Annotated in this window: 1 protein-coding gene (only partly in view); it reads right to left on the minus strand. The window is 69.1% G+C overall.

Going from position 1 to position 23364, the window contains the following annotated elements:
• Positions 1 to 23364: the 3' portion of a non-ribosomal peptide synthase/polyketide synthase gene (locus JVH1_RS05810; protein ID WP_009479342.1), read on the minus strand. It continues 10362 nt past the right edge of the window; only the last 23364 of its 33726 coding nucleotides appear in the window; its start codon lies off the right edge, out of view; the stop codon is at positions 1 to 3.

Genomic DNA, 23364 nt, shown 5'->3' on the forward strand with positions numbered 1-23364 from the left:
TCAGCGCCCGGACCGCTCCTCGGCCTGAGCCACGAGCGCGGTAAGGGCGGCCACCCAGAACTCCCCGAACCGATCCACTTCCGGCGCTGAGATGATGTCGGGCGGGAACGACATGAACGCCGACAACTGCAGGCCCTCCGCGGTTTCCGAAACCACCGACTGGATGTCGAGAACGGCCTGGGCAGGCATCGCGCTGTTCTCGTATCCGCCTGCGATGGAGGATTCGAAATCGGGCAGCCAGTCGAGTCCGCGTACCGCCTCGGGAACCTCGGCCGCGCTGACGCGTCCGACGTAGTTGAACACGATCTGCGGTTCCGACCAGTTCCTCATGACCGCCGACGTGTCGGGGTTCAGGTACCGGAGCAGCCCGTACCCGATTCCCCGGTCCGGGATCGCGCTCAGCTGATCCCGTACGGCGCGCACGGCGTCCGCCGCGCCCGCGCCACCCCGCAGGGCATCGGCGATGTCGACCCCGGCGAGGTCGAGACGTGCCGGGTACATCGTGGTGAACCAGCCGACCGTCCGCGACAGATCCGCACCCGGCACCGTGGACTCTTCACGTCCGTGGCCCTCGAGGGTGACGACCGTCGACGAAGCCTCGACTCCGCGGTCGCGCCGCCATCCGGCCACTGCCAACGCGAGGGCTGCCGCGAGGACGTCGCCGATCTCACCGTCGAGCGCACCCGGCGTGCCACCCAGCAATGCCTCGGTGACCGGTGCCGGAACATCCACCCGGGTCCGCTCCAGCGTGCTCACCAGATCGGTTCCCAGGTCCAGCTCACGCGATCCGAGCAGCGGATCCGGTCCGGTCAGCATGTGTTCCCACACCTCGAGTTCGGCCACCCGCTCCGGCTTGACCGCCGCCTCGAGCAGACCGTCGGTCCAGCGCCGCAGCGACGTTCCGACCGGCTCGAGGAACGGCGACGTGCCGGCGGCGATCTGCGCGCCCGCGGTCGCGAAATCCGGCACCAGGATCCGCCACGACACAGAGTCGATGACGAGGTGGTGCGGCACCACGAGGAGCCGTCCGCGCCGATCCGACTCGGCGGGGTCGAACCAGACGAACTGGAGCATCGACCCGGTGCGCGGGTCGAGGCGATCCAGCGCCGCGTCGAACGCCGCACTCGCCACCGAGTCGAACTCCGGCGAACCGGGCTCGTCGCCGGCCCGGATCGCCACCCGCTGCACGGTGGCGTCGATGTCGACGCTGCCCGCGGGTGCGATCTCGAGCGCGTCCCCCACGCCGGACGTGACCAGGGTCGACCGCAGCACGTCGTGCTTGTCGACCACGGCGGCGATCGTCGCGATCACCTGCTCGCGTTCGATCCCGGCGGGCAGTGTGAGCAACAGCGGCATGACGAACCGGTCGAAGTCGCCGCCGCGCTCGACCATCTTGCGGGCAACTGGGGTGAGCGGCACCGTTCCGACGCCACCACCCTCGTACTCCTGCAGTGTGGCCGCCGCGGACTCGCCCGAGTCGGCCACCGCGGCCAGCTCGGCAACGGTGCGCCGCTCGAACACATCTCGCGCGGTGAAGTGGATACCGGCCGAACGTGCCCGCGCCACCAACTGGATGGACACGATGCTGTCGCCGCCGAGCTCGAAGAACGAGTCGTCGATTCCGACGCTCTCCCGGCCGAGCAGTTCACCGAACACGGTCGCGAGTGCACGCTCGGTGTCGGTGCTCGGCGCCCGGAACTCGGCCGCCGACGCGAAGTCCGGCACCGGCAGTGCGCGCCGGTCGAGCTTGCCGCTGGTACCCAACGGCAGTTCGGCGAGAACCATCACGGAATCCGGAATCATGTACTCGGGCAGCGATTCCGCGACGAACCCGTTCAGCGCCGCCGCGTCGAGAGCGGCATCCGGCTTCGGCACGACGTAGGCGACGAGCCGCGCACCCACCTCGCTGTTGTGGACGATCACGGCCGCCTGCGCCACGTCGCGGTACCGGACGAACGCCTCCTCGACCTCGCCGAGCTCGATACGCAGTCCGCGTACCTTCACCTGGAAGTCGGTGCGGCCCACGAACTCGAGGACGCCGTTCTCGTTCCACCGGACGAGGTCGCCGGTGCGGTACATCCGCGCACCCGAATCGTCGAACGGGTTCGCGACGAACCGTTCCGCACTCAGTGCGGAACTGTTGACGTATCCGCGAGCGAGTTGCGCGCCGTCGAGGTACAGCTCACCGGGAACACCGATCGGCGCCGGCTTCAGATGAGCGTCGAGCACGTAGGCCCGCGTGTTCCAGGCCGGCGAACCGATCGGCGCGATCGTCGCCGTTCCCGACGGCTCCACCACGTGGGCAGTCGAGTTGATGGTCACCTCGGTCGGGCCGTACAGGTTCACCAATTCCGCGGAACCGAGACCGGCGACCCGCTCGGCAGCCGACTGCGGCAGCGGCTCACCGCCCGCGAAGACCAGGCGCAGCGAACCACACCGGTCGGCCGTCGCGGCGTCGAGGAACATGGTCAGCACGGACGGGACGAACTGGATCACCGTCACCGCTTCCGTGCCCACGGTCGCTGCCATGTACTCGGGGTCGCGGTGACCGTCCGGCGACGCGATCACGAGAGTGCCACCGACCACCAACGGCAGGAACAGCTCCCACACCGAGGCGTCGAACGTGAACGGTGTCTTCTGCAGCACCACGTCCTGCGCGCCGATGCCGTAGACGTCCCGCATCCACGCCAGCTGGTTGGCCAGCGCCGCGTGCGGAATCGCCACGCCCTTCGGACGTCCCGTCGAACCCGACGTGTACAGCGCGTAGGCCAGGTTGTCCGGGCGCAACTCGGCGAGCCGCTCGGAATCCTCGACCGGGCCGGCCGCGTACTCGGACAGGTCGAAGTCCTCGACCAGGTACACCGGCACGTCCACGTCGAGATTCGCGATGTCGTCGGCCAGGCTCAGCACACACGTCGGCCTGGCACTGTCCACCACGTACGAGGTGCGGTCCGCCGGGTGCTCCGGGTCGATCGGCACGTACGCACCGCCCGCCGCGTGGACGGCGTAGAGGCTGATCACCATGTCGAGCGAGCGTCGCATCGCGATACCCACCACCGAGTCCGGCCCCACCCCGATCGACATCAGGTGCCGCGCCAGACGATTCACCCGCGCGTCGAACTCCGCGTAGGTGAGCCGGATGTGGTCCGCCACCACCGCCGTTCGATCCGGTGTGCGGGCGACTTGGGCGCCGAACATCGACACCACGGATTCGTCGGTGACGTCGTGCCCCGAGTCGTTCCACCCGGACAGGACGAGTTCGCGTTCGTCGCCGGTCAGCAGGTCGAGATCGCCCACCAGCGTGGAACTGCCTGCCGCGATGGTCTGCAGGATCCGGTTCAGCCGGGACCCGAGCCGCTCGACGGTGTCGGCGCCGAATACGTCGGGAAGGTACTTCAGGACCAGTTGCAGCTCGCTGTCCGACTGGGCCAGCAGGCTCAGCGGGTAGTGCGAGGCGTCGCTGATCTGCACCCCGGCGACCCGGAGACCGTCGATGTCGCTGTCCTCGGTGAGACCTGCGCGGTCCACCGGGTACGACTCGAACACCGTCAACGTGTCGAACAGCCCACCGATTCCGGCGATCTGCTGGATCTCCGGAAGACCGATGTGATGGTGGTCGAACAGCGTCGACTGTTCCGCCTGCAGCCGCTCGAGTAGTCCGAGGAGCGACTCACGGGGATCGATACGCACGCGGATCGGGATGGTGTTGATGAACAGGCCCACCATCGACTCGATGCCTGCGACCTCCGGGGGACGACCCGACACGGTGGCGCCGAAGACGACGTCGTCCGAGGCCGTCATGCGGGCCAGCAGCAGACCCCACGCAGCCTGGACGATCGTGTTCATCGTCAGGCCGCGGTCCCGGGCGATGCGCGCCAGGTTCTCGCTCACCACCTCACCGAGGTGCAGCGCGAACTCGGCCGGCTCGGGTCGGTCCTCGCTGCTCGGCGCCGGGGCCAGCACGGTCGGACCGTCCAGTCCCGCCAGTGCATGCGCCCAGGCGCTGCGCGATGCGTCGGTGTCGCGTTCGGTCAGCCAGCCGAGGAAGTCGCGGTAGCTGCGCACACGCGGCAGCACCGAACCGTCTCCGCGGGTCGCGTACAGCACCAGCAGGTCCTTCATCAGCAACGGCATCGACCATCCGTCGAGCAGGATGTGGTGGTTGCTGATGGAGAACCGGTAGCTGTTCTCGCCCGTGCGGATCAGCAGGAACCGCATCAGGGGCGGACGACTCATGTCGAACCGCGCCGAACGATGTTCGCTCAGAACGGAACTCATCCGCTCCTCGCGTTCGACCCCGGAGAGACCGGAGAGGTCGAGCTCTTCCCACGGCAGTGCGACGCGGTCGACGACCACCTGGACCGCGGTTCCCGAATCGTCGGGGACGAACGCCGTGCGCAGGTTCGCGTGCCGTGCGATCAACGCCTCCGCCGCGCCGCGGAGCCGGCCGGTGTCGACGATGCCCTGGAAGTCCAGCACCACCTGAGCGGTGTAGACGTCGACCGCGTCCTCGGCGAGAACGGAATGGAAGAACATTCCGGACTGCAGCGGGGCGAGCGGCCACACGTCGGTGGCGTCGGGGTAGCGCCGCTCGAGCGCCTCGAGGTCGTCCTGCGTGACGGACACCAGCGGAACGTCGGACGGGGTGAGACCGCCGCCGTTCGGTCCGGAGGCGTGCTCGGCCAGCGCGGTCGCCGCGGTGTGCCACAGTTCGGCGAGCTCCCACACGTCCGCCTCGCCGAGAATCTCGGTGGCGAACGCGATCTTGGCTTCGATCTGGGGACCGGACGCCGTCTCCGACGTCACCGCGTTGATGCTGAGTACCGCGGGTGCCACCATGTCGTCGTCCATGGCACCGCCGAATTCACCCGAATCGCTGTCGGGGATCCAGCCGAGATCCCGGATCTCGGCGGGCAGATCCACCGAGCCCGCGCGTCCGAGGTAGTTGAACCCGATCTGAGGAGTCGGCAACGATGCCAGAGCCGCAGCGGTCTCCTCGTTCAGATAGCGAAGCAGGCCGTAGCCGATGCCCTTGTCGGGCACGGCAAGCAACTGTTCCTTGACAGCCTTCAGCGCCGCGCCTGTCGACGTCCCGCCGTCGAACGCGTCGTCGAGATCGGCCCGGGAGACGTCCAGCCGCACCGGGTACAGGCTCGTGAACCAGCCCACGGTGCGGGAGAGGTCGGCACCGGGCACGGTCGCCTCTTCCCTGCCGTGTCCCTCGAGGTTGATCAGCACCGAGCGATCCTCGGTCCCAATGCGGAGTCCACGCCAGCGCGCGACCGCGAGAGCGAGAGCCGCGAGCAGGCCGTCGTTGACACCGCCGTTCACGGACTGCGGGATCGTGGTGAGCAGCGCCTGCGTCACCTGCGTCGAGAACGTCATGCTCAGGCGGTCGGTCCGGGCGATCACGTCGCGTGCGGGATCGAATGCACGCTTTCCGATCAGCGGATCCGTGCCCGCGAGCATCCCGCGCCAGAAGTCGAGTTCCGCCACGCGGTGCGGCGACTTCGCCTCCTCGACGAGACCGTGCGCCCACGCACGGACCGACGAGCCGACCGGTTCGAGCTGCGCCGGCTGTCCCGCCGTGACCTGCGAACCCGCGGTCGCGAAGTCCGGCAACAGCACTCTCCAGGACACACCGTCGACGACGAGGTGATGCGCGAGCACCAGCAGGCGGCCGCTCTGCCCCGCCAACGACGCCGCGGGAGCGAACCACACGAACTGCGTCATCCGGCCCGACGCCGGATCCAGCCGCTCCGCCGCGCGGTCGAGAGCCGCGCGTGCCAGCCTCTCGAATCCGTCCGTTCCCGGCTTGTCGGTGAACTCGATCCGCTCGATCAGGTCGTCAGCACCGAACGCTTCTTCGGTGGAGAGAGCCTCGAACGCCCAGTCGTCCCCGGCCCGGGTGAGCCGGGATCGCAGAATGTCGTGGCGTTCCAGGACAGCATCCACCGTGGCCACCAGCTGATCCCGCGTGACCGCGGGCGGGGTGGTCAGCAGAACCGCCTGCGAGAACTTCTCGAAGGTCCCTGCCGTCTCCACCAGCCAGTGCGCGATGGGCGTGAGCGGAATCGAACCGACGCCGCCGCCCGGCAGCTCCTCGAGCTTCACCGACTCGACGTCGGTGGCCCAGGCGGCCACGTCGGCCAGCGCCGAGACGGTCTTGCGCTCGAAGACGTCCCGAGCCGTGAACAGCACCCCGGCGTTCTTCGCGCGGGTCGTCAGCTGGATGGACACGATGCTGTCGCCGCCGAGGGCGAAGAACGAGTCGTCGACGCTGACACGGTCCACACCGAGCACCTGCGCGAAGACGTCGGCGATGGCCTTCTCCATCGGCGTCGACGGCGCGCAGTACTCACTGGCGGCCGACACGAACTGAGGCTCGGGAAGCGCCTTCCGGTCGAGCTTTCCGGCGGGCGTCAGCGGCACCGAGTCGATCGCCATGATCGACGACGGCACCATGTACCCGGGCAGGGTCTCGGACACGAACGCCGACAGTTCCGCGACGTCGATCGACGCGCCGGCAGCGGGCATCACGTACGACACCAGCACGGTCTGACCGGTCTGCTCGCGGTGGTGGCCCAGCGTGACCGCGAAGTCCACGCTCGGGTGGCTGCCGAGTTCGGCGTCGATCTCACCGAGCTCGATGCGGAACCCGCGGACCTTCACCTGGAAGTCCGACCGGCCGACGTAGTCGAGGACGAGGTCGCCGGTCTCCCCGTCGTGCACCCAGCGGACGACGTCGCCGGTGCGGTAGAGCCGCTCACCGGGACCGCCGAACGGGTTGGCGACGAATCGCTCCGCCGTCAGGGCGAACCGGTTGTGATAGCCGCGTGCCACGCTCGGACCCGCCACGTACAGCTCACCCGCGACCCCCACCGGGACGGGCGTGAGCCGCGAGTCGAGCACGACCACGTCGACGCCCCGGGTGGGACCACCGATGGTGACGGGCTGATCCGCCTTCATCGGGTTGCTCGACGTACTCCAGATCGTCGCCTCGGACGGGCCGTAGAGGTTGAACATGCGCCGGCCCGGCGCCCACTTCTGCATGAGTTCCGGCGGGCAGGCCTCACCGGCCACCGACAGCACCTCGATGCCGTCCAACCCGGCCGGGTCGACCGTGGTCAGAGCCGCGGGCGTGATGAACGCGTGCGTGACCTTCTGCTTCTTCAGCAACCGGGCGAGTTCGTCGCCGCCGTAGACCACGCCGGACGCGATGACCATCGTCGACGCGGCGGCCACGGCGTGCAGCAGTTCGAACACGGACGCGTCGAAGCTCGGCGAGGCGAAGTGCAGCACCCGCGACTGCGGAGTGAGGCGGAGTCGCTCGACCTGCTCGGTCGTGACGTTCGCCAGCCCGGTGTGGGTGACGACGACGCCCTTGGGCAGACCCGTCGACCCCGACGTGTAGATGACGTACGCCGCATCGTCGACCCGTGTCGGACGGATGCGGTCGGCGTCGGTGACGGCCTCGGACGACACGGACGCGCAGTCGCCGTCCATCTCGTCCTCACCGAGCACCAGCCAGCGCACGGTGTCCGGCAGCTCGCCGACGTGGGCGCCGGTGGTGAGACCGACCTCCACGCGGGAGTCCGTGACCATGTGCAGGATCCGGTCGAACGGGTAGCTCGGATCGACGGGCACGAATGCGGCGCCGGTCTTCGCGACCGCCCAGATGGAGAGGATGGATTCGACGGAACGCGTCAGCGCCAGTGCGACGAAGTCGTCGGCCCCGATGCCCCTGCCGATCAGGACGCGGGCGAGACGGTTCGAGCGCTCGTCGAGCTCGCGGTAGGTGACCTGTTCGTCGCCGCACACGACGGCGACGGCATCGGGGTCCACCGCGGCGGCGGTGGCCAGGATGCTCGACAGGAGCTCGGGTGCGGCGCTGTCGGCGCCGCGCACGGGTGCCAGCACCGCGTGCTCGTTCTCGCTCAGGACGTCGATGTCCCCGATCAGCACGGAGGCGTCGGTAGTGATCGCCTCGAGGATGCGCTGGAAACGGAACGCGAACGACGCGATCGTGCGTTCGTCGAACAGATCCGTCGCGTAGGTGAAGACGCCCCGCATGGGCGCGTCCCCGTCCGTGCCGGCTGCGTCCGCGAGCGTGAGCTGCAGATCGAACTTCGCGGCGCTGATCCCACCGTCGAGTCCCTCGACCGTCAGACCGGGCAGCTCCAGGTGCGCCTGCTCGATGTTCTGGAAAGCGAGTGCCACCTGGAAGAGCGGCGAGAACGCCGTGGAGCGTTCCGGCTGGAGGATCTCGACCAGCCGCTCGAACGGCACGTCGGTGTGCGTGAACGCACCGAGGTCGTGCTGACGCACCTGCGCGAGGAGGTCGGCGAACGTCGCGTCGACGTCGACCTGCGCGCGCAACACCAGCGTGTTGACGAACATGCCCACGAGGTCGTCGAGCGCGGCCTCGCCGCGGCCCTCGATCGCGGTCCCCAGCGCGATGTCGTCCGTGGCGCTCAGCCGAGCGAGCAGCACCGACAGTGCCGCGTGCGCGACCATGAACAGCGACGCGTTGTGCTCACGCGCCAGCGCCGCGAGCCGGTCGCGCAGTTCCGCGTCGATCTCGAAGTCGAAGTTCGCGCCGCGCATCGACTGCGCGGGCGGCCGCGGCCGGTCCGTCGGCAACGGCAGCACGTCCGGCAGACCGCTGAGCGTGGTCCGCCAGTAGTCGATCTGCTTGGTGGCCAGCGAATCCGACGCGCTCTCGTCGCCGAGCAACTCGTGCTGCCAGAGCGAGAAGTCCGCGTACTGGACGTCGAGCGGAGCCCAGGCAGGTTCGGAACCGGCCGCGCGTGCGCTGTACGCGATCACCACGTCGCGCGCCAGCGGTGCCGTCGAGGCACCGTCGGAGGAGATGTGGTGGACCACGATGACCAGCACGTGCTGCTCGGCGTCGATCCGCAGGAGACGCGCGCGGACGGGGACGGCCTTCGCCACGTCGAAACCGGCGGTGACGAGGGAGATCACACGCTCACGCAGGGCGTTCTCGTCGGCGACGTTCTCCACGTCCAGTGAGGTGAAACTCCGGGTACGCGACAACACGACCTGGCCCGGACCGTCTCCGGTGTCGGGATACGTCGTGCGCAGCGTCTCGTGCCTTTCGACGACGTCGCCGAGTGCCTGTTCGAGCGCCGAGACGTCGAGGTGGCCCGTCAGCCTGATCGCCAGCGGAATGTTGTACGCCGCCGACGCCGTGTCGAACTGGTTGATGAACCACATGCGGGACTGCGCCGGGGACAGCGGAATCCGGGCCGGACGCGGCTGCGGCACCAGGGCCGGGCGGTTCGCGCCCGCCGAATCGGACTGCTCGGCGCGAGCCGACAGCGCGATCACCGTCGGAGCCTCGAACAGTTCGCGCACACCGATCGACGTGTCGAGCGCGGCGTTGACGCGGGCGACCACGCGCGTCGCGACCAGTGAGTTGCCGCCGAGGTCGAAGAAGCTCGTGTCCACGCTGACCCGCTCGTGACCGAGCACGTCCGCGAAGACTCCGGCGACGATCTCCTCGACGGGCGTACGCGGAGCCTTGTAATGGTCCACGGCGCCACCGAACTCGGGTTCGGGGAGCGCCTTGCGATCGAGCTTGCCGTTGATGTTCAGCGGCAGCGCGTCGAGGGCGATCAGCGCGGACGGCACCATGTATCCCGGCACCGACCGGCTGGCGAACGTGAGAACGTCGGCGTCGGCGACGGAGACGCCCTGCTCCGGCACCACGTAGCCGACGAGCCGGTCCCCGGTGTGACGGTCGTGGTGGACGACGACGACGGCCTGCGCCACCGACGGGTGCGCCACGAGCGCCCGTTCGATCTCGCCGAGTTCGATCCGGAAACCGCGGACCTTGACCTGGAAGTCGCTCCGGCCGACGTAGTCGAGGTTGCCGTCGCGGTTCCATCGCACCAGGTCACCGGTGCGGTACATCCGGTGTCCGGCGTCGCCGAACGGGTTGGCGACGAACCGTTCCGCGGTGAGGTCGTGGCGGCCGAAGTAACCGCGCGCCAACTGCTCGCCCGCGAGATAGAGCTCACCTGTGACGCCGGCGGGAACCGGGTGCAGACGCGCATCGAGAACGTACGTCTGCGTGTTCCATTCGGGCCTGCCGATCGGGACCGAACCGTCGCGCTCGTCGCCGCACCGGTAGTGGGTGACGCTGACGGCGGCCTCGGTGGGGCCGTACAGGTTGAAGATCTCCGCGTCGGAGACGTCGCGGAAGCGGAGCATCGTGTCGGCGGGCAGTGCCTCACCGATGCAGAGCACACGTGTCAACGACACCAGCTGGGCAGGCTCCGCCACCGCGACGAACGCCGACAGCAGCGAAGGCACGAAGTGGACGGTCGAGACCTGCTGCTCCGCAACGAGTGCGGCCAGGTACGACGGGTCGCGGTGGCCGTCCGGTGTGGCGACGACCAGACGTGCGCCCGCGGTCAGTGCCCACCAGAACTCCCACACCGACAGGTCGAACGTCGCCGCCGTCTTGAGCAACACCGAGTCTTGGGCGGTGAGCGGATATTCCGACTGCTTCCACCGCAACTGGTTGGCGATCGCACGGTGCGCGATCGCCACACCCTTCGGGCGGCCGGTCGAGCCGGACGTGTAGATCACGTACGCGGCGTTCTCCGGCCGCAGCGGCGTGATCCGCTCCGCGTCGGTGAGCGGGGACGGGTCGATTCCGCCCAGATCCAGTTCGTCGAGGAGGAGGTAGTCGACCTCGCCCGGCAGTTCCCCGACGACGGCGCGGGTCGCCAGGACGCAGACGGGTTGTGCGCTCTCCAGCACGTACGCGGTGCGCTCGGCCGGATGGTCCGGGTCGATCGGCAGGTACGCACCCCCGGCCGCGACGATCGCGTACATGCCGACCAGCAGTTCCACCGAACGCGGAATCGCGAGGCCGACCACGGTTTCCGGGCCGACCCCGCGGCCGACGAGGTGCCGGGCCAACCGGTTGACCCTCGCCGAGAAGTCGGCGTACGTCAGCGACTCGCCCTCGAACACGAGAGCGGTGACGTCGGGGTTCTCCGCGGCGGCGGACGCGAACATGTCCGCGAGCGTCGTCTCCGGCAGGGCCCGCTCCGTGTCGTTCCATCCGGACACCACGAGCGCACGCTCGTCGCTGCCCGCGAGCGGCAGGTCGCCGACCGCGGTCCGCGGCGAGTCCACCGCGGCGGCCAGGACGCGGCGGAACATGTCCGCGAAACGCTTGACGGTGGCGGCGTCGAACAGGTCGGTCGCGAACGTGAACACGCCCGACATCTGCTCACCCTCGGGGCTGTCGCCCAGGATCAGATGCAGGTCGAACTGCGCGGTGTCGCCCTCGACCTCGAGCGGTGTGACGGTGAGGTCGGGCAGTTCCAGCTCGGCCTTCGTCGTGTTCTGGAACGAGTAGCCCACCTGGAAGATCGGGTGGTGGGCCATCGAGCGTGCCGGGTTCAGGACCTCGACCAGGCGCTCGAACGGGACGTCGGCGTGCGAGAACGCCTCGAGGTCGGCCTCCCGGGCACGATCGAGGATCTCGTCGAACGTCTGCTGCCCGTCGACCTGCACCCGCAGCGCAAGGGTGTTGACGAACATGCCGACGACGTCGTCGAGTTCGCGCTCGCCGCGGCCTGCGATCGGGGTGCCCACCGAGATGTCCTCGGTGCCGGACAACCGGCTGAGCAGCACCGCGAACACGGCGTGCACGGCCATGAACACGCTGGCGTTGTGCCTGCGGGCCAGGGCTGCCAGACCGCGGTGCACCTCGGCGTCGATGGTGAAGTCGATCCGCGACCCGCGCAGGGACTGCACGGGCGGTCGCGGCCGGTCCACCGGCAGCTCGAGTAGATCGGGCACGCCGGCGAGCGTCTTCTTCCAGAAGGCCAGCTGGGCGGCGATCAGGCTGTCGGGGTCGTCCTCGCTGCCGAGGAGTTCACGCTGCCAGATCGCGTAATCCGCGTACTGCACCGGGAGCGGTGCGAAGCCAGGTTCCCGGCCTGCCGCCCGCGACGCATACGCCACCATGACGTCGCGCACGAACGGCGCCGTGGATTCACCGTCGGTGGACACGTGGTGCACGACGAGTGCCAGCACGTAGTCCTGCGAGCCGACCTCGAACAGTCGCGTCCGGATCGGCGGGACGTCGGCGGTGACGTCGAATCCGGCGGTGATCATCTTCACCAACTGCTCGCGCAGTTCGTCGTCCGAGACCGCAGCGGGCGTCAGGTCCAGCGGAACCAAATCGGCGGGAAGGATCACCTGGTGCGGGCCCTCCGGCGAGTCCGGGTAGATCGTGCGCAGCGACTCGTGCCGCCCCAGCACGTCGAATACGGCGGCCTGCAGCGCGTCCACGTCCAGCGCACCGGTCAACCGGACCGCAAGGGGGATGTTGTAGGCGGGCGAGTCCGGGTCGAAGCGGTTGATGAACCACATCCGGGACTGTGCCAGCGACAACGGGACGAAGGCAGACCTCTCCCGCGGCGCGAGGACAGGCCGCGGTCGGACGTTCTCGTCCGGAGTGGCGATGCGGGCGGCGAGGCCCGCGACCGTCGGTGCCTCGAACAGTTCCCGCACCCCGATACGGAGGCCGAAGACCTGTCCGGCGCGGGACACGACACGGGTGGCACTCAGCGAGTTTCCGCCGAGGTCGAAGAAGCTGTCGTCGACGCTGACCTGCGCGAGTCCGAGCACGTCGGCGAAGATGCCTGCGATCGTCTCTTCCGCGGGTGTCGTCGGGGCACGGAACTCCGCGCCGGCGGTGACGAACTCGGGCTCGGGCAACCGCGCGCGATCCAGCTTGCCGATGCTGGTCAGCGGGACCTCGTCGAGGAGGATCACGACGGACGGCACCATGTACGGCGGAAGCGTCTCGCCGACAACCGCCTTCAGCGATTCGGGATCGACCGTACAACCGTCGGCGGGCAGGACGTACGACACGAGAGTCGTCAGCCCGGCCGGGTTCTCGCGACCCACGGTCACGGCGAACTCGACGTTCGGCTGTGCGGCCAGGGCGGCGTCGATCTCACCGAGTTCGACGCGGAACCCGCGGACCTTCACCTGGAAGTCGGACCGGCCGACGTACTCCACCCGGTGTCCGTCCGCCCAGCGCACGACGTCGCCGGTGCGGTACATGCGCGCGCCGGGTTCACCGAACGGGTTGGCCACGAACCGCTCCGCCGTGACCGACGGACGGTTGTGGTAGCCGCGGGTCACCGACGGACCGCAGATGTAGAGCTCCCCGGGAACTCCTTCCGGCACCGGACGCAACCGCGAATCGAGAATGAGGGATTCGACGCCGCGCAGCGGCGAACCGATCGTCACGCGTTCGCCCGCCACCATCGGTTCGGTGATGGTGACGATGACCGTGGTCTCGGTGGGACCGTAGGCGTTGCGCATCTCGCGGCCGGGAGCCCACCGGGCCACGAGTTCCGGTGTGCAGGTGTCGCCGCCGACCACGACGGACGTGACCGTGTCGAGCCCGTCGGGGTCGACGGTCATCAGCGCCGTCGGTGTCATGACCACGTTGTTGACCCGTTCGCGGCGGATCAGGTCGGCGAGTTCGTCGCCGCCGTAGACGTCCGCGGGCGAGATCACCAGGGTGGCGCCCGCGCTGAACGCGGCGAGCATCTCCCCGACCGACGTGTCGAAGCTCGGCGACGCCACGTGCAGGAAACGGGAGTCCGGTGACACGACGTAGTGCTCGCGCACCTCGCGGGTGAGGTTCGCCAGACCGCGGTGGGTGACCACGACGCCCTTCGGCTTACCCGTCGAACCCGAGGTGTAGATGAGATACGCCGGGTGGTCGACCGTCAGCGCGCGGCGCAGATCCGCGTCCTCCACGGCGCCCGCACTGCGGGCACCGATCTCCTCGGCCGCCGCCGTCTCGTCGAGGACGATCCACGGCACCGTGCCGGGAAGGTCGTCGTGGTGGCGGGCGACCGTCAGTCCGAGGACCGCCCCCGAGTCGGACAGCATCTCGCCGATCCGCTCGAACGGCAGCTTCGGGTCGACGGGCAGGTAGGCGCCGCCGGCCTTGGCGATCGACCAGATCCCGAGGATGGATTCGACGGAACGCGTGATCGCGAGAGCGACATAGTTCTCCGGCCCCACGCCCCGATCGATCAGGACGCGCGCCAGCTGATTCGACCGCTCGTCGAGTTCCCGGTACGTGACCTCGCGTCCCTCGTAGGACACCGCGACCGACTCCGGGGAAATCTCGACACCCGAACGCAGCAGTTCGGGCAGCGTGCGCGGCTCGATCGACTGCGGTCCGCGGACCGGGGCGATCGCGGCCTTCTCCGCGGCGTCGAGGATCTCGATGTCGCCGAGGACCACGTCACGGTCGGCCGACACGGCATGGAGGATCCGGCCGAACCGGTCCGCGAAGCTCAGAACGGTCTGCTCGTCGAAGATGTCGGTCGAGTAGTTGAACGTCGCAGCAATACCCGCGGCGGCTCCGTCGACGTAGCGCTCGCCGACGCTGAGCTGGAGGTCGAATTTGGCGACCTCGAGCGGGGCGTCGAGCGCGGAGATCTCGAGACCCGGGAACTCCATCCGAACCGATTCGTTGTTGTCGAACGACAACGCCACCTGGAACAGCGGCTGGTGCGCCGTCGACCGCGGGACGTCGAGTACCTCGACGAGACGCTCGAACGGAACGTCGCTGTGGCTGAACGCATTCAGATCGGTCGCGCGGACCTGTGCCAGCAGGTCGGCGAAGGTGTCGTCGGGACGCACCGACGCGCGGAGCACGAGGGTGTTGACGAACATGCCGACGAGCCTGTCCAGTTCCTGCTCGCCGCGGCCGGCGACCGGCGTGCCGATCGCGACGTCCGTCTGCGAAGACAGTCGCTCGAGCAGGACCGCGAGCGCGGCGTGCACGACCATGAACAGGGTCGAGTTCGTTTCCCGGGCGATCGCGAGCAGCCCGCGGTGGGTCTGCGCGTCGATCGTGAAACGTGCCGACGCGCCGCGCAGCGACTGCACCGGCGGCCGGGGGCGGTCGGCCGGAAGTTCGAGTACCTCGGGGAGCCCGCCGAGCGCCTGCTGCCAGTAGCCGAGCTGGCGGGCGACGAGCGATTCGGGGTCGGACTCGTCACCGAGCGACTCACGCTGCCACAGCGCGTAATCGGCGTACTGGACGGGCAGCGGTTCCCAGCCGGGAGCAGTACCGGCCGCACGCGCCGCGTAGGCGGTCATGATGTCGGTGAACAGGGGCGCCAGCGACGCACCGTCGGCCGAGATGTGGTGCACGACCATCATCAGGATGTGGTCGGTGGGGTTCACCTCGAAGCAGGCGACCCGCACCGGGACCGTCTCGGTGACATCGAATCCGGTGGCGCCGAGTTCACGCATCCGCGCGTACAGGTCCTGCTCGTCCGCGACCGGCGTCGGGGTCAGGTCGGACACCACGTCGGCTGCGGGCAGCACGACCTGGTGTGCGTCTTCGTCGCCGACCGGGAAGACCGTTCGCAGCGACTCGTGCCGCTCCACGACGTCCGCCCACGCCGCATTCAGCGCCGCCGTATCGATCGAGCCCGTCAACCGCACCGCCAACGGCAGGTTGTACGCCGGGGAGGACGGATCGAACTGGTTGACGAACCACATGCGCTGCTGAGCCAGCGACAGCGGGATGCGGTCGGGGCGGGCACGGGCGACGAGTGCGGGACGGTGTTCGGCGGTTCCCGCGGTCGCTTCGAGCAACGCCGCGAGCTCCGCGACGGTCGGGTGCTCGAAGCACTCCCGGACGGAAAGCTGCGCGCCGAGCGCGGCGGTCAGCCTGGCGGTGAGCCTCGTTGCGCTGATGGAGTTTCCGCCGAGGTCGAAGAACGAGTCGGCGGCGCCGACGCGTTCGACGCCGAGCACCTCACCGAATACCCCGGCGACGATCTCCTCGACCGGGGTGCGGGATGCGATGTATTCGGCCTCGGACGTGACGAAGTCCGGTTCGGGAAGTGCACCCCGGTCCAACTTGCCGGTGGCGCCGAGCGGGAAACTGTCCAGGACGAGGATCCGGGCGGGCACCATGTACGCGGGCAGCGTCTCCGCTGCCGCGTCCAGCACCGACGCAGTGTCGATCGCCGCATCGGCCACCGGGATCACGTAGCCCACCAGGTTCTCGCCCGTGGTCTCCCTGCTGTGCACGACGACCACGGCCTGCGCCACCGACGGATGCGCGAGAAGCGCGGACTCGACCTCGCCGAGTTCGAGCCGCTGTCCGCGGAGCTTGACCTGGAAGTCGCGGCGCCCGATGTATTCGATGATGCCGTCGGCGCGCTTGCGGACGATGTCGCCGGTGCGATACATCCGCTGCCCGGCCGTGCCGAACGGGTTCGCCACGAACCGGTCCGATGTCAGGTCGCTGCGGCCGACGTAGCCGCGGGCCAGCTGGATGCCGGCGAGGTACAGCTCGCCGTGCACGCCCGCGGGCACGGGACGAAGCCGGGAGTCGAGGACGTACAGCTGGGTGTTCCACACGGGCGCGCCGATCGGCACCGTCGTGCGGTCCGCTTCGGTGCACTCCCAGTAGGTGACGTCGACTGCGGCCTCCGTCGGGCCGTACAGGTTGTGCAGCGCTGCGGAGGAGAAGTCCCGGAACGCGGCCGCGGAGGCCGGCGGAAGGGCTTCACCACTGCAGAACACCTGACGCAGCGAACCGCACAGCGCGGCGTCCGCACCTGCGGTGAACACCGCCAGCATGGACGGCACGAAATGCATCGTGGTCACGCTGTGCCCGGCGATGACCTCGGAGAGGTACACCGGGTCGCGGTGCCCGTCCGGGATCGCGACGACGAGCTTGGCCCCGACCTCGAGCGGCCAGAACAGTTCCCACACGGACACGTCGAAGGTGACGGGAGTCTTCTGCAGGACCACGTCCGTGGAATCCATCGGGTAGGTGTCCTGCATCCACAGCAACCGGTTGACGATCGCCCGATGACTGACGGCGACGCCCTTCGGCTTACCGGTCGATCCGGACGTGTAGATCACGTAGGCGGTCGAATCCGGACGGACCGGTGCCCCGCGCTCGTCATCGGTGATCGGACCGTCGGGGTGACCGGAGAGGTCGACGGTGTCCACCTCGATCCGCGGCGCGTCCGTCTCTGCATCCCGATCGGCCGACGAGGTCAGCACGCAGACCGGGGAGGCGCTGTCGATCACGTACGCGGTACGCGCCGCCGGATGATCCGGGTCGAGCGGCACGTAGGCGGCGCCCGTCTTCTCGATCGCGTAGATCGCGATCATCATCTCGAGGGAGCGGCGCAGGGCGACCGCGACCCGGGACTCCGGGCCGACACCCCGTGCGAGCAGTTCCCGTGCCAGGCGGTTGGTCCGGGCATCGAACTCGGCATACGTCAGCGCGTCGTCGCCGAACACCAGGGCAATCGCGTCCGGCGTCCGCGCCACCTGCTCGTCGAACAGGTCGACGAGGGTCCGCTCCTCCGCCGCGGTCGCGGAGGTCGCCGACGTCGCGTCGGCGATCACGCCGGCGAGGACACCGGCGAACGTGTCGGCGAAGCCTTCGCCCGACGAGCCGTCGAGCAGTCCGGGCAGCAGGGTGGACAGGGCGACCGTGACCGCAGCCTCCGGGCCCACGCCCACACCGGCGAGCGTGCGCGCGAGTTCCGCCGACTTGTCCCGCAACTGCGCATACGTGACATCGGTGCCGTTGTGCGACAGCGCGATTCCGTCCGGGTTGATCGACGCCGCGCCGTCGAGGAGTTCGGGCAGCGACTTGGTGGCCGCCAGCTCCTCCGAGATCGAGTGCGACATCAGGGACTGCGCCCCCTCGTCCGGCACGGTCAGACCGGCCTTCTCGTCCTCGGTCAGGATGTCGATGTCACCGACGATGGCGTCCGCATCGGCCGTGACGGCCTCGAGCACGCGAACGAAACGGTCGGCGAAACCGCGGACCGTCGACTCGTCGAACAGATCGGTGGCGTAGGAGAACCAGCCTCGCATGCCGTTCGCGACGGAGCCCTCGTCGAACCGTTCCTCGACGGCGACACCGAGATCGGTCTTGCTCGTGGTGAGTCCGCTCTCGAGGACCTCGACGGTCAGCCCGGCGAGCTCGAGCTTCGGACGTTCGAGGTTCTGGAAGCTCAGCATCACCTGTGCGAGCGGCGCGTACGCGGCGGTGCGCGACGGACGGAGCACCTCGACGATCTGCTCGAACGGCACATCGGCGTTGCCGAATGCATTCAGATCGACCTCGCGTGCCTGCGTGAGCAGCGTGCTGAAGCGGGCGTTCGGGTCGACATCGGTGCGCAGCACGAGCGTGTTGACGAACATCCCGACGAGGTCGTCGAGAGCGCGGTCACCGCGGCCCGCCACGGGGGTGCTGACGGAAATGTCGCTGGTGTTGCTCAACCGCCCCAGGAGCACGGCGAGCGCGGTGTGCACCACCATGAACAGCGACGCCTGATGGGTCTGCGCGAGGTCGTTCAGCGACCGGTGCACGTCCTGCCCGATCTCGAACTCGATCAGGCCACCCTGCGGGTTGCGGACGGCGGGGCGCGGTCGGTCGGCCGGGAGGTCGAGGACCTCCGGTGCATCGCCGAGGGCGTGCGTCCAGTACGCGATCTGCTTGCCCGCGAGCGACTCCGGGTCGTCTTCGGAGCCGAGGAGGTTCCGCTGCCACAGGGCGAAGTCCGGGTACTGCACGGGCAGCGGTGAGAAGCTGGGCTCGTCCCCCTGCACGCGAGCGCCGTAGGCGCCGAACAGGTCCCGTGCGAGCGGGGCCATCGACGAGCCGTCCGCCGAGATGTGGTGGACCACGACCACGAGGACGTGGTCGCGTTCCCCGAGTTCGAACAGGGCGGCGCGCACCGGGACGTCGGCGGTGACGTCGAAGCCTGCCGATGCCAGCGCGACGACCCGCTCCCGCAGTTCCTGCTCGTCGGCCACGCGGACGGCGTCGAGCTCGGGCTTCGTGTCGGAGGCGGACAGGACGACCTGGTAGGGGCCGTCGACGGAATCCGGGTACACCGTGCGCAGCGATTCGTGCCGGGCAACGACGTCGGCGATCGCCGAGCGCATCGCGTCGGCGTCCAGTGCGCCGGTGAGCCGCAGCGCCAACGGGATGTTGTACTCGGCCGATTCGGGATCGAATCTGTTGGCGTACCACATCCGCTGCTGGGCCAGCGACAGCGGCAGCCTGTCCGGACGCGGTCCGGCGGTGACGGGCGGGCGGGCGCCGCCGTCCACACCGAGCTCTTCCAGCCTGCGGGCCAGCTGCGCCACCGTGGGAGCCTCGAAGATCTCGCGCACCGGAGCGTCGATGCCGACGGCCTCGTTGATCCGCGCCATCACGCGGGTGGCGGCGAGCGAGTTTCCGCCGAGCGTGAAGAAGGAGTCGTCGGCGCCGACCACGTCGACACCGAGCACCTCCGCGAACACCGCGGCGACCCGCTGCTCGAGAGCGGTTCCCGCGACACGGAACGCACGGTCCTCCGCCAGGAACTCGGGCTCGGGCAGGGCCCGGCGGTCGAGCTTGCCCACCGGGGTGAGCGGGATGGCGTCGAGGGTCACGATCGTCGACGGCACCATGTACGTGGGCACGAACTCGCCCACGAAGTCCAGCATCCGGGTGACGTCCACCTCGACGCCCGGCACCGGAAGCACGTGCGACACGAGGACCGAATCGCCGGACGGTCCGGGCAGCACGGACGTCGTGGCGAAGTCGACGGCGGGGTGCTTGGCGAGCACCGCGTCGATCTCGCCGAGTTCGATGCGGAACCCGCGGACCTTCACCTGCTGGTCCGAGCGGCCGACGTAGTCGACGGTCAGCGCACCGTCCGCGTCCTTCGTCCAGCGCACGACGTCGCCGGTGCGGTACATCCGGTCGCCCGGCTCACCGTACGGGTTCGCGACGAAGCGTCCCGCGGTCAGCGGCGTGCGCCGGTGGTAGCCACGGGCGAGTCCGAGACCCGACAGATAGAGGTCACCTGCGATACCGACCGGAACGGGGCGGAGCCGATCGTCGAGGACCAGCGCGCTGGTGCCGCGGATCGGACCACCAATAGTGACCGGGCCGTCGGCGGCCATCGGGTCGCTGATGTTGGTCATGATCGTGGTCTCGGTGGGACCGTATCCGTTGAACAGCGAACGTCCGGGTGCCCAGCGGGCCGCGAGTTCCGCCGGGACGGCCTCGCCGCCGGCGACGACGAACTGGAAGTCGTCCAGCCCGGATGGGTCCACGGACGCCAGCGCCGAAGGCGTGACGAAGCCGTGCGTGACGCGGTGTGCGCGCAGGAACTTCGCGAACTCGGGTCCGCCGTACACGTCGGTCGGAGCGATCACCATGGTGGCACCGGCGCCGACCGCGAGCAGCAGTTCGAGGACGGACGCGTCGAAGCTCGGCGACGCGAAGTGCAGCGTCCGCGAGTCCGTCGTCACCCGGTAACGCTCACGCTGTTCGGCCGCGAAGTTGGCGAGACCCCGGTGCGTCACGACGACGCCCTTGGGCTGCCCGGTGGTGCCGGACGTGTAGATCACGTAGGCGCTGTTGGCCGGTGTCACGGCCGTGCGACGCTCCGCCTCCGCGACGGGAGCCGTGGAATACTGCGCGGCTGCGTTCTCGAAGTCTTCGCTGTCGAGGACCAGCCAATCCACGTCCGCCGGAAGCCGGCCGACCTCGGAGCTCACGGAAAGCCCCAGCGACACACCGGAATCGGTGACCATGTGCGCGATGCGCTCGTCCGGGTACCCGGGGTCGATCGGCACGTACGCACCGCCGCTCTTGGCGACCGCCCAGATGCCGGCGATCGACGCGATCGAGCGGGTGATGCCGAGCCCGACGAACGTCTCCGCGCCGACCCCGCGCTCGATCAGGATGCGCGCCACACGGTTCGAGAGCTCGTCCAGCTCGCGGTAGGTGATGCTGTCGCCGCCCGAGACGATCGCGACCCCGTCGGGGTTCGCGGCGACCGCCGCGGACAGCAGTTCGACGAGAGTCGTGGGCGGTGTGCCCTCGATACCGCGGACCGGTGTCAGTTCCGCTGTCTCCTCGGCGTCGAGGATGGGGATGTCCCCTACCGCGGTGTCGGTTCCGCCGCCTGCGACGGCGGCGAGGATCCGCACGAAACGGTCCGCGAAGCCCTGCACGGTCTCCGCGTCGAAGATCTCGGTGGCGAACCCGAGAACGCCGGTGATCCCGGTGGGCGCACCCTCGTCCGACCACAATTCGCGCAGGTCCACGGTGAGGTCGAACTTGCTGAACTCGACGTCCACGGCGCCGGGTGTCGCCTCGAGTCCGGCGAATTCGAGCGACGGAATGCCGTTGACCTGATGGGTCAGCACAACCTGGAACAGCGGCGAGTACGCCGTCGACCGGGTCGGCTTCAGGGCGTCCACCAACTGCTCGAACGGGACGTCCTGGTTGCTGAACGCGGCGAGGTCCTGGGTGCGGACCTGCTCGAGCAGTTCGGCGAAGGACGTGCCGGGTTCGACTTCGGTCCGCAGCACCAGCGTGTTGACGAACATGCCGACGAGGTTCTCGAGTGCCTCGTCACCGCGACCGGCCACAGCTGTTCCGATGGCGATGTCGGTGCTCGAACTGAGCCGTGCCAGCAGCACGGACAGCGACGCGTGCAGCACCATGAACAGCGACACGTTGTGTGCGCGCGCGACCTCACCGAGACGACGGTGGATGTCCTCGTCGACGGAGAAGCCGACGGAGGCACCGGCCATCGACCGCACCGTCGGGCGGGGCCGGTCGGTGGGGAGCGCCAGGACGTCGGGCACACCCGCGAGGGTCTTCGACCAGAAATCGATCTGCTGCGTGGCAACAGATTCCGGATCGTCTTCGGATCCGAGGAGAGCGCGCTGCCAAATCGCGTAGTCGGCGTACTGGACCGGGAGTTCCGGCCACTGTGGCTCGCTCTCCTCGAGACGCGCGGTGTAGGCCGCCATGATGTCGCGTGCCAGCAGAAGGGTCGACGCGCCGTCGGAGGCGATGTGGTGCATCACCAGAACCAGTACATGGTCGTCCGCACCGATCCGGAACAAGCCTGCGCGGACAGGGAGGGTGTCGGTGACGTCAAATCCCTGGGACGCGAACTCGAACAACCGCGCCGTCAGATCCGTCTCAGCCACCTCGACCGATTCGATCCCCAGGTCGACTTTCGACGCAGGAAGAATGACCTGGTGCGCACCGGAATCCGAGTCGGGGAACACCGTCCGCAGGATTTCGTGGCGCGTCACGACGTCGGAAAGAGCAGACGACATCGCCGCGACGTCGAGGTCGCCACGGAGCCGGACCGTCAGCGGCACGTTGTACGCCGGGGACGCCGGGTCGAAGCGGTTGAGGAACCACATGCGCTGCTGCGCCAGCGACAGCGGGAGTTCCTGTGGCCGGGCCTGCGCGACGAGAGCGGGGCGCGGTGTTCCGTCGCCGCCCTGCTCCTCGACGAAGGCGGCCAGTTCGGCGACGGTGGGAGCCTCGAAGAGATCCCGCATGCCTACGATCGCGCCCGTCGACGACGACAGGCGTGCCGCGACCCGAGTGGCGCTGAGCGAGTTGCCACCGAGATCGAAGAACGACGCGTCGACGCTGACGCGATCGACACCAACCACGTCGCCGAAGATCGTTGCGACGATCTCCTCCAGCGGCGTGCGCGGAGCAACGAACTCGGCAGTGTCCGCGGCGAACTCGGGTGCCGGGAGCGCCTTGCGATCGATTTTGCCGCTCGAGTTCAACGGCATCTCGTCGAGGACGACGAGCGCGTCGGGGACCATGTGTGACGGCAGAAGCGAACGCAGGTGCGTGGACACGTCGTGCGCCACCACGGTCGCATCTGCCGCGGCGGTGACATACCCGACGAGCCGCTGAAGTTCGTCACGCTCGTGGACGACGACGATCGACTGCTTGACCCCGTCCATCGCGGTCAGGGCCGACTCGATCTCACCGAGCTCGACCCGCAGACCGCGGATTTTGACCTGGAAGTCACTGCGCCCGAGGAAGATCAGCTCACCGTCGGCGCGCTCGCGCACGAGATCGCCGGTCCGGTAAATACGGGAGCCGGCATCGCCGAGGGGGTTGGCGACGAAACGCGCGGCGGTGGTGCCGGTCATCCCGCCGTAACCGCGCCCCACTACGACGCCGCCGATGTACAGTTCGCCGGTCACGCCGGCAGGTACGGGGCGCAGCCGCTTGTCCAGCACGTAGTAGTCGGCTCCCGGCAACGCGGACCCGATCGGGATCGGGGTGGCCTCGGCGCCGGGTGCAGTCAGATCGAGCTCGTAGGACGCACTCACGTCCGACGCTTCCGTCGGGCCGTAAGAGTTGACCAGGCGGACGCCCCGGCCGATCAGCTTCGCGTACGCAGCCGGCCGGATCTGCTCACCACCGAGGACGACGCAGTCCAGTGCCGCCAGACG

The sequence above is a fragment of the Rhodococcus sp. JVH1 genome (assembly GCF_000280725.2).
GTDB classification, from domain to species: Bacteria; Actinomycetota; Actinomycetes; order Mycobacteriales; family Mycobacteriaceae; genus Rhodococcus_F; species Rhodococcus_F jostii_A.